This is a genomic window from Pseudoduganella ginsengisoli (assembly GCF_009720865.1).
Taxonomy (GTDB): Bacteria; Pseudomonadota; Gammaproteobacteria; order Burkholderiales; family Burkholderiaceae_D; genus Rugamonas; species Rugamonas ginsengisoli.
Window position 1 is genome coordinate 1 of the sequence record NZ_WNLA01000053.1, and the last position, 6,984, is coordinate 6,984.

General features: G+C 60.4%; 8 protein-coding genes and 1 pseudogene. 4 read left to right on the plus strand and 5 right to left on the minus strand.

Annotated elements, in window-relative coordinates:
* Positions 1-777 (plus strand): annotated as a pseudogene (locus GM668_RS30705) (hypothetical protein); the annotation flags it as partial.
* 85 nt (positions 778-862) lie between these two features.
* The gene (locus GM668_RS30005; protein WP_211923479.1) at positions 863-1,876 is read left to right on the plus strand and encodes a methyl-accepting chemotaxis protein; all 1,014 of its coding nucleotides are present in this window, start codon (positions 863-865) and stop codon (positions 1,874-1,876) included.
* 1 nt (position 1,877) lies between these two features.
* Here the strand turns inward: GM668_RS30005 and GM668_RS30010 are convergent, their stop codons facing one another.
* Genes GM668_RS30010 through GM668_RS30020 form a run of 3 tightly spaced genes read right to left on the minus strand, consistent with a single transcriptional unit; the run spans position 1,878 to position 3,846 of the window.
* Complete coding sequence (locus GM668_RS30010; RefSeq protein WP_155442649.1) at positions 1,878-2,837, minus strand: sensor domain-containing diguanylate cyclase; 960 nt, start codon at positions 2,835-2,837, stop codon at positions 1,878-1,880.
* 5 nt (positions 2,838-2,842) lie between these two features.
* A complete protein-coding gene (locus GM668_RS30015; RefSeq protein WP_155442650.1) occupies positions 2,843-3,475 on the minus strand; it encodes a chemotaxis protein CheC in 633 nt (210 codons plus the stop codon).
* Complete coding sequence (locus tag GM668_RS30020) at positions 3,472-3,846, minus strand: response regulator (RefSeq protein WP_155442651.1); 375 nt, start codon at positions 3,844-3,846, stop codon at positions 3,472-3,474. The genes GM668_RS30015 and GM668_RS30020 overlap by 4 nt, the downstream gene beginning before the upstream one ends.
* 179 nt (positions 3,847-4,025) lie before the next feature.
* Here GM668_RS30020 and rpiA point away from each other — a divergent pair, with 179 nt between their 5' ends.
* Together rpiA and GM668_RS30030 are read left to right on the plus strand one after the other, a co-directional pair.
* Entirely contained in the window at positions 4,026-4,700 is a 675-nt protein-coding gene (gene rpiA, locus GM668_RS30025; protein WP_155442652.1) for a ribose-5-phosphate isomerase RpiA, read from the plus strand.
* A 50-nt stretch (positions 4,701-4,750) separates the two neighbouring features.
* Positions 4,751-5,140: a hypothetical protein gene (locus GM668_RS30030; protein WP_155442653.1), complete on the plus strand. Its 390-nt coding sequence runs from the start codon at positions 4,751-4,753 to the stop codon at positions 5,138-5,140.
* A gap of 41 nt (positions 5,141-5,181) precedes the next feature.
* Here GM668_RS30030 and GM668_RS30035 read toward each other — a convergent pair whose 3' ends face one another.
* Both GM668_RS30035 and argA read right to left on the minus strand, forming a co-directional pair.
* Positions 5,182-5,454 (minus strand): oxidative damage protection protein, encoded by a 273-nt coding sequence (locus GM668_RS30035; protein ID WP_155442654.1) that lies wholly within the window; start codon positions 5,452-5,454, stop codon positions 5,182-5,184.
* A gap of 34 nt (positions 5,455-5,488) precedes the next feature.
* Positions 5,489-6,799: an amino-acid N-acetyltransferase gene (gene argA, locus GM668_RS30040; RefSeq protein ID WP_155442655.1), complete on the minus strand. Its 1,311-nt coding sequence runs from the start codon at positions 6,797-6,799 to the stop codon at positions 5,489-5,491.
* Positions 6,800-6,984: the final 185 nt, after the last annotated feature.

The following is a 6,984-nucleotide window of genomic DNA, read 5'->3' on the forward strand; positions in this document are numbered from 1 at the left end:
GCACTCAGCGAAGCCGCCACCGCGCTGCACGGCGGCGTGGCGCAATCGTCCGCGCGCGCTTCCGGCATCAGCGGCATGGCGCAGTCGCGCGCCACATCGGGCGGCGCGTGGCGCGGGCACGCGATGACTGCGCAGGCCAGCGCGAAAGCGGTCGTCGTACCCGGCGAAACAGAGGCATCGAGCCAGGCCGTCAGCGATACAGGCGGCGGTGCGGGCAGGGCGCCGCTCGATATTGCCGGCGGCGCGAATGTCATGGCGCGCGCCAGTGGCGCACCGGATGCGCCGGCCGGCGCGGCGCTGCCGGCCGGCGCGTCCGTCATCGGCCAGGGTGCGCAAGGCGTGTCATATCAACATCAGCAAGCGCCGGGCAATATTTATACATATGAATCCGATGGCGCGTTTCAGTTTTCCACCAATGGCGCGCAACATTTAATGCTGGGATTATTCAATTCGTCACTATTGAATCTGGGTTTTCAAAAACTGGAATTCATCGTTAGTAATCACGGTGTCGATTTATATAGCCAATCTTTTACGTCATTGGCGCAAGCGCAATCCTTTTTTAATCATCGTGTATTGGATCTCGGCATGCTGGGCGCCGGGATGCAGGATGTCATGATCCATACAGTCTGGAACCTGGAGGCGCACAGCGGTTATGCCTTTGATTACGCTGTGGCCTTGATGCCGGTGCCGGAAGCGCCCATGTGGCTGATGCTGTTGTGCGGAGTCTTGCTATTTATACTTGGTAATAATGGCAAGCTGTATTATTTGCGCGACTGAAAATATAGGAATTAAACCTTTGCCCTTGTTGGAGGAACGATATTCGCTGCATGATGCAGGTTTTGTTTTCGCAGCGGATGAATCCATGCAGGCATTGCTGAAATATCTAGGTAATTTATTCACTGGCCGTAAAGACCGCTCTGCCGATATCGGCATGCAGGATTATCTGGCCAGCCGCCAGCAATTCAGCGAGCAAATGGTCTCGGTGTGGGATGCGCATTTGCAGTCATCGCGCTCGCAAATGGAAGATGCCGTGTGTGATTTGACGGCGCGCTTTTCCACCATCGTCGACCGGCTCGATGCGGCGCTGTCCGCGTCCGGCGGTGATGACCAGGGGCTGGTGGCCGTGTTTGCCAACAGTGAAAAAGAATTGGGCGAAGTGCTGGCGCTGCTGAAAAGCACGGCCGCCAGCAAAGCCGCCATGCTGGAAAAAGTCCGGCAATTGCAGGCGTTTACCGCGCCATTGCAAACCATGGCGACGGAAGTGGCCAGCATTGCGTGGCATACGAATTTGCTGGCGCTGAACGCCGCCATTGAAGCGGCCCGCGCAGGGGAAGCGGGGCGGGGGTTTGCCGTTGTGGCGCGCGAAGTGCGGTCGCTGTCGGCCAAGTCGGCGGAAACTGGGAAAAGCATTTCACAGCAAGTGGCGCAAATCAGCGCCGCGATCGACGCGACGTGCGAGGCGGCGAACGTGTCGCAGCAGCAGGAACAGCAATCGATGCAGGCGTCGGAAAACACGATAGGTTCCGTGCTGGCCAACTTCCAGGACGTGGCGGGCGCGCTGCAGCAATCGTCGCAGATGCTGCAGGACGAAAGCCGCGGCATCAAGGATGAAGTGGCGCAGGCGCTGGTGCAGTTGCAATTCCAGGACCGCGTGAGCCAGATCCTGTCGCACGTGCAGCACAATATCCGCAGCATGCCCGATGTGCTGCGCGACCATTCGCACCAGTGCGCGGCGCAGCCGGCCGCCGTGCCGCAACTGGACCCGGCGCCGTTATTGGCGGCGCTGGCCAGTACGTATGCGATGGCGGAGGAGCGCGCTGTGCATACCGGCGAAGTGGTGGCAGCGGCGGCGGCCGATGAAGTGACGTTCTTTTAAGTCATGCAGACGCGGTAACGTGCGCCTGCACGCAATTGCGCCCGGCATGCTTGGCTGAATACAGCGCGCGGTCCGCTGCATTGATCAGGCCGGGCACGTCATACTGGTCCGCCGCGCACATGGTGGCGATGCCGATGCTGACCGTCACCAGCTGGGCCGGCGACTTTTCATGGGGCAGGTTCAGGCTGATGACGCGTGTGCGCATGGTTTCCGCCAGCATGTACGCCGCCTGCGCATCCGTGTCCGGCAAGATGATGGCGAATTCTTCGCCGCCATAGCGCGCCAGCAAATCCGTCGAACGCTGCAGCATCGTTGCCAGCGCCACCGCCACCTGGATCAGGCACTGGTCGCCCTGCTGGTGGCCGTAATGGTCGTTGTACGGCTTGAAGTGGTCGATATCGATCATCAGCATTGACAGGGCATTGCCATAGCGCTTGGCGCGCCGCAATTCCTTGTCAATCGCCACGTCGAAATGGCGGCGGTTGGCGATGCCCGTCAAGCCATCGGAGAACGTTTGCGAGCGCAGCACCATGGCCTGATCGCGCAACAGCTTTTCGCGGCCCACTGCGATGCTGACGTCGCTGATCTGGATCAGGCAATGGCGCCCGGCGCCAGCCACCTCCACCGGCGACACCGCCAGCGCCTGCTGGATGCGCTCATCGCGGCTGCGCGCCGCGGCGTCGGCATACAATGGGAAGGGTGATTTGTTCAGGGTTTGCGACAAGACCGATGGCAAATTGCTGCGCAGCGCTTGCGTGATGGCGGAGTCGATGCGTTTGCCCCGCAAGTCTTGATGCAGGCTGAAAAAGTCGTGGCCGATGACGTCGCTGGCCGGTATGCCCGCGTAACGTTCCATCCAGCGGTTCCACAGGACGATGCGGCAGTCGCCGTCGAGTACGATGGCGCCGAGATTGACGGCGGCCAGTACCCCTTCCAGCAAGCCAGTGCGGTTCGCATCCATGGTGGTTAACCGTTGCCCATGACTTTGTCGAGATACAGGTTGATCTGGTCTTTCAAGTCGTGCAGCGCCGTGACATCAAGGATAAACGCCACATAGCCGTGGATCTGGTGCATCTCGAGGATGAAGTCGATGTGCAGCATCAGCACGATGGAATCGGCTGCACTGCCGGACGCGCCGAGGATTTCTTCGCTGGTGCCCACGTGGTAAACCGGCAGCGACCCTTGCAATTCGCGCTGGAACAGGTTGGCCAGCGTGCCGACGCAGGAATTCAAGATGATGTTGCCGATCTCGCTCATCGCTTCCTGTTCCATTTCCGTCAGTTCGGCCAGCGGTACGGATTCGCCCACCATCAGGCGCACGATTTCCAGGCTTTTATCTTCCGGGAACATCAAGATGGCTTCGGTCTGGAATGCGCCGGCATAGTGCTGGCTGACGCCGCAAATGCGCTGCAACTGGTCTTGCTTGTTTTTGCCGCCCAGCAGCGATGCGGCTTCCGCCCGGTTCAGGAAGCTGATCGACGGCACCGACATCGTGACTTCTTCATTGACGATGCCGCTCATCGACGCGGCGGCCTGGCCCACGCCGATGTTGAAAATCTCTACCAGCGCGTCGTGCTGCAGCTCGGTCAGCGTAATCATGGCTGCGTTTCCAGCGGTGCGATCAGCTGGGCAATGCGGGCTTCGGTAATCGGCTTTTCCATGAACCCGATGCCCAGTTCCGTCGCCCGGTTGCGGGTGGCGGTTTGCACGTTGGCAGTCAGTAAGGAAATATGGGCGGTCGGCAGCAATTTGCGCATTTGCTCGGCAGCGGCCAAGCCACCCATGCCTGGCATGTTCACGTCCATCAATACCAGCTTTGGCGTGAAGCTTTTTACCTTTTCCAGCGCATCTTCGCCGGTGCCGGCTTCTTCGATGACCCAGTCGGCATGCATGCCGAGGATGTACTGGCGTGCCATCAGGCGCGAGACGCGGCTGTCATCGACTATCAGTATGGTTTGGGGGGATTCCATGAGCGATCCTGGAAGGAGCTGTTGGTCTATCCATTTTCGCATACCGTACCCGTTTGCGGCAAAGCAGGGCAGGCAAAAAAGGCTTGCCCGTTGGTAATTTGGTGCACGGACGGTGAGGCAGTAGGGGGATCCGGTAAAATAGCGGCATTTTCCCGCCTTTTAATTTACTTTTTAGCATCATGACCCAAGACGAATTGAAACAAGCCGTAGCCCGTTCCGCCATTGCTTACGTGGAAGGTGACATCATCGGCGTCGGTACCGGCTCGACCGCCAATTTCTTCATTGATGAATTGGCCAAGATCAAGGACCGTTTCAAAGGGACGGTTGCGTCGTCGGAAGCCACTGCTGCGCGTTTGCGCGGCCACGGTATCGCCGTGCTGGACCTGAACGATGTGCCGGAAATCGCCGTGTACATTGACGGCGCCGATGAAATCAATGCGGCGGGCGCCATGATCAAGGGTGGCGGTGCGGCGCTGACGCGTGAAAAGATCGTTGCATCCGTGTCGAAAAAGTTCGTCTGCATCGCCGACGGTTCCAAGCTGGTGGACACGCTGGGCAAATTCCCGCTGCCGGTCGAAGTGCTGCCAATGGCCTGCAACGCCGTGGCGCGCCAGCTGGCCGCGCTGGGCGGCCAGCCTAAGCTGCGCCTGAAAGCCGGCACCAATGAAGCATTCGTGACGGACAATGGCGGCAACATCCTGGACGTGGCCGGCCTGTCGATCACGGACCCGGTGGCGCTGGAAGCGCAAATCAACCAGATCGTCGGCGTGATCGCTGTCGGCCTGTTTGCTGCGCGTGGCGCCAATGTGTGCCTGCTGGGCACGCCAGAAGGCGTGCGCACGCTGACTTACTGATACGTTAAGCTTCATCGGCCGGGATGGTCCCGGCCTTCCCGGAGACGCTAATGAAACGATTGGTGTTGCTGCCGCTGGTGTTGCCGCTGATGCTGGCGGCGTGTTCCAGTATGCCGTTTGGCCACAATAAAGAGCAGGAAGCGGAAGCGGCCCGGCGTGCCGCGTCGTTGAAGAAAGCGCCGCCGTCCGAGTATGCCAGCGATGGCAGCAGGCGCGTGGAAATCAATGGCGTGGAAATCACGCGGGTGGAATTCACGCCCGGCGTGTCATCGGCAACCGTGGAAAACATGGCCAAGCAATCCCATTGCACCGGTGGTCCGGGAGCGGGGCTGGTGTCGGACGCGGGGCCGGTTGAAATGTACCGCATGGCGTGCAGCGACGGCCGCGTGTTCCTGGCGCGTTGCGAGCTGCGGCAGTGCAAGGCGGTATCGCTGAAATGAAAAAGCGCCCCAAGGGCGCTTTGTGCAGGACAGCAGCCAGCTTACTCCGCAGGCGGCACGTAACCGGCTGCCGCATCGGCGCCGTCGCCAAAGAAATGCTTTTCCATTTGCGCCGCCAGGTATTTGCGGGCGCGCTGATCCGCCAGGTTCAGGCGGTTTTCATTGACCAGCATGGTCTGGTGCTTGAGCCAGGCGGCCCATGCTTCTTTCGACACGGATTCGTAAATACGCTTGCCCAGTTCGCCCGGGTATGGCGGGAAGTCCATGCCTTCGGCTTCCTTGTTGAGTTTGATGCAATGGACGGTACGGGCCATCTTGGTACTCCTGAATGCGGTGGTAAAAGTGAGATTATAAGGTCTTAATCAAAACCTGGGACCGGCGTTGCCAGTTGTACATGCGCTGGCGGTCTTTCGGCAGGGCGTCGACCGTGGCGGGTACGAAGCCCCGCTTGATGAACCAGTGCGCGGTACGGGTGGTCAGCACGAACAATTGTTTGAGGCCAAGCGCGCGCGCACGGTTTTCCATGTGCTTCAAAATACGCTCGCCGTCGCCCTGCGCCTGGACTTCCGGGTTGACGGTCAGGCACGCCATTTCCGCCATTTTTTGTTCCGGGAAGGGATACAGCGCGGCGCAGCCGAAAATCACGCCATCGTGCTCGATGACGGAGAACAGGTCGATTTCCCGTTCGATCAGTTCCCGGCCGCGCTTGACGAGGGTACCGTCCGCTTCCAGCGGTTCGATCAGTTTAATGATGCCGCCCACGTCTTCAATGGTGGCCTGGCGCAAGCTTTCCAGGTTTTCGTGGGAAATCATGGTGCCGACGCCATCGTGGGTGAACAGTTCCAGCAGTGCGGAGCCGTCCATTTCAAAGGGCACGATGTGGGCACGGGGCACGCCGTTATGGCACGCCTTGATGCAGTGTTTCAGGTAAAACGCCGTGGCTTCCGGCAAGAAGTTCGCCATCAGCACGGCTTCAGCCTGGTGCGATGACAATTCGCGGATTTCGCGGCCCGTGACGTCCGTCATCAGCGGCGTCTCGCTGATGAAGACGAGTTTGTCCGCGTGCAGGGAAATGGCCGCCGTGACGGCGACGTCTTCCATCGTCAGGTTGAATGCTTCGCCGGTGGGCGAGAAACCCAGCGGCGACAGCAGCACCAGGCCGCCCGCGCCCAGCAGTGCGTGGATGGTTTCCGCATCGACTTTACGGGTAATGCCCGTCAATTCCAGGTCGACGCCGTCAATGACGCCCATCGGGCGGGCCGTGACGAAGTTGCCGGAAATGATGTGGATGGCCGCGTGGGCCATGGGCGTATTGGGCAAGCCCTGGGAAAATGCCGCTTCGATATCGAGGCGCAATTCGCCGGCGGCTTCCTTGGCGCATTCCAGCGCCGCCGTGTCGGTAATCCGCACGCCATTGGTGAAGCGGCCTTCGACGTTACGCAGGGCCAGCTGTTCCGCCACCTGCGGACGGGAGCCGTGCACGACGACGACTTTGATGCCGAGGGCGTGCAGCAGTGACAAATCATGCGCTAGCACGGGCAGCGCGCCAGCCGCCACCAGTTCACCGGGGAAGGCAATGACGAAGGTTTTGCCGCGGAAGGCGTGGATATAGGGCGCGACAGAGCGCAGCCATTGGACGAATTGGGTAGGGTTTTCCATTCGCCGCATTATAATTCGGTGCGCGATGTTCGCGCGAAATACATGTAAAAAACAATGTCAGAAGCCAGCAAGAAGTCCCCAGTTTCCCAGCAATCTCCCGCCAACGTGACGCGTGCGCCACAGCCAGGGCCGCGGCCAGGGCAGCCGCCGCGCGCCGAGGGGCAGCCGCGTGCCGCCGGCGCCGG

Excerpts from the sequence above, each read along its gene's own strand:
- GM668_RS30005 (WP_211923479.1), top strand. The coding sequence starts at position 863 with ATGCAGGCATTGCTGAAATATCTAGGTAATTTATTCACTGGCCGTAAA.
- GM668_RS30010 (WP_155442649.1), bottom strand. The coding sequence starts at position 2,837 with ATGGATGCGAACCGCACTGGCTTGCTGGAAGGGGTACTGGCCGCCGTC.
- GM668_RS30015 (WP_155442650.1), bottom strand. The coding sequence starts at position 3,475 with ATGATTACGCTGACCGAGCTGCAGCACGACGCGCTGGTAGAGATTTTC.
- GM668_RS30020 (WP_155442651.1), bottom strand. The coding sequence starts at position 3,846 with ATGGAATCCCCCCAAACCATACTGATAGTCGATGACAGCCGCGTCTCG.
- rpiA (WP_155442652.1), top strand. The coding sequence starts at position 4,026 with ATGACCCAAGACGAATTGAAACAAGCCGTAGCCCGTTCCGCCATTGCT.
- GM668_RS30030 (WP_155442653.1), top strand. The coding sequence starts at position 4,751 with ATGAAACGATTGGTGTTGCTGCCGCTGGTGTTGCCGCTGATGCTGGCG.
- GM668_RS30035 (WP_155442654.1), bottom strand. The coding sequence starts at position 5,454 with ATGGCCCGTACCGTCCATTGCATCAAACTCAACAAGGAAGCCGAAGGC.
- argA (WP_155442655.1), bottom strand. The coding sequence starts at position 6,799 with ATGGAAAACCCTACCCAATTCGTCCAATGGCTGCGCTCTGTCGCGCCC.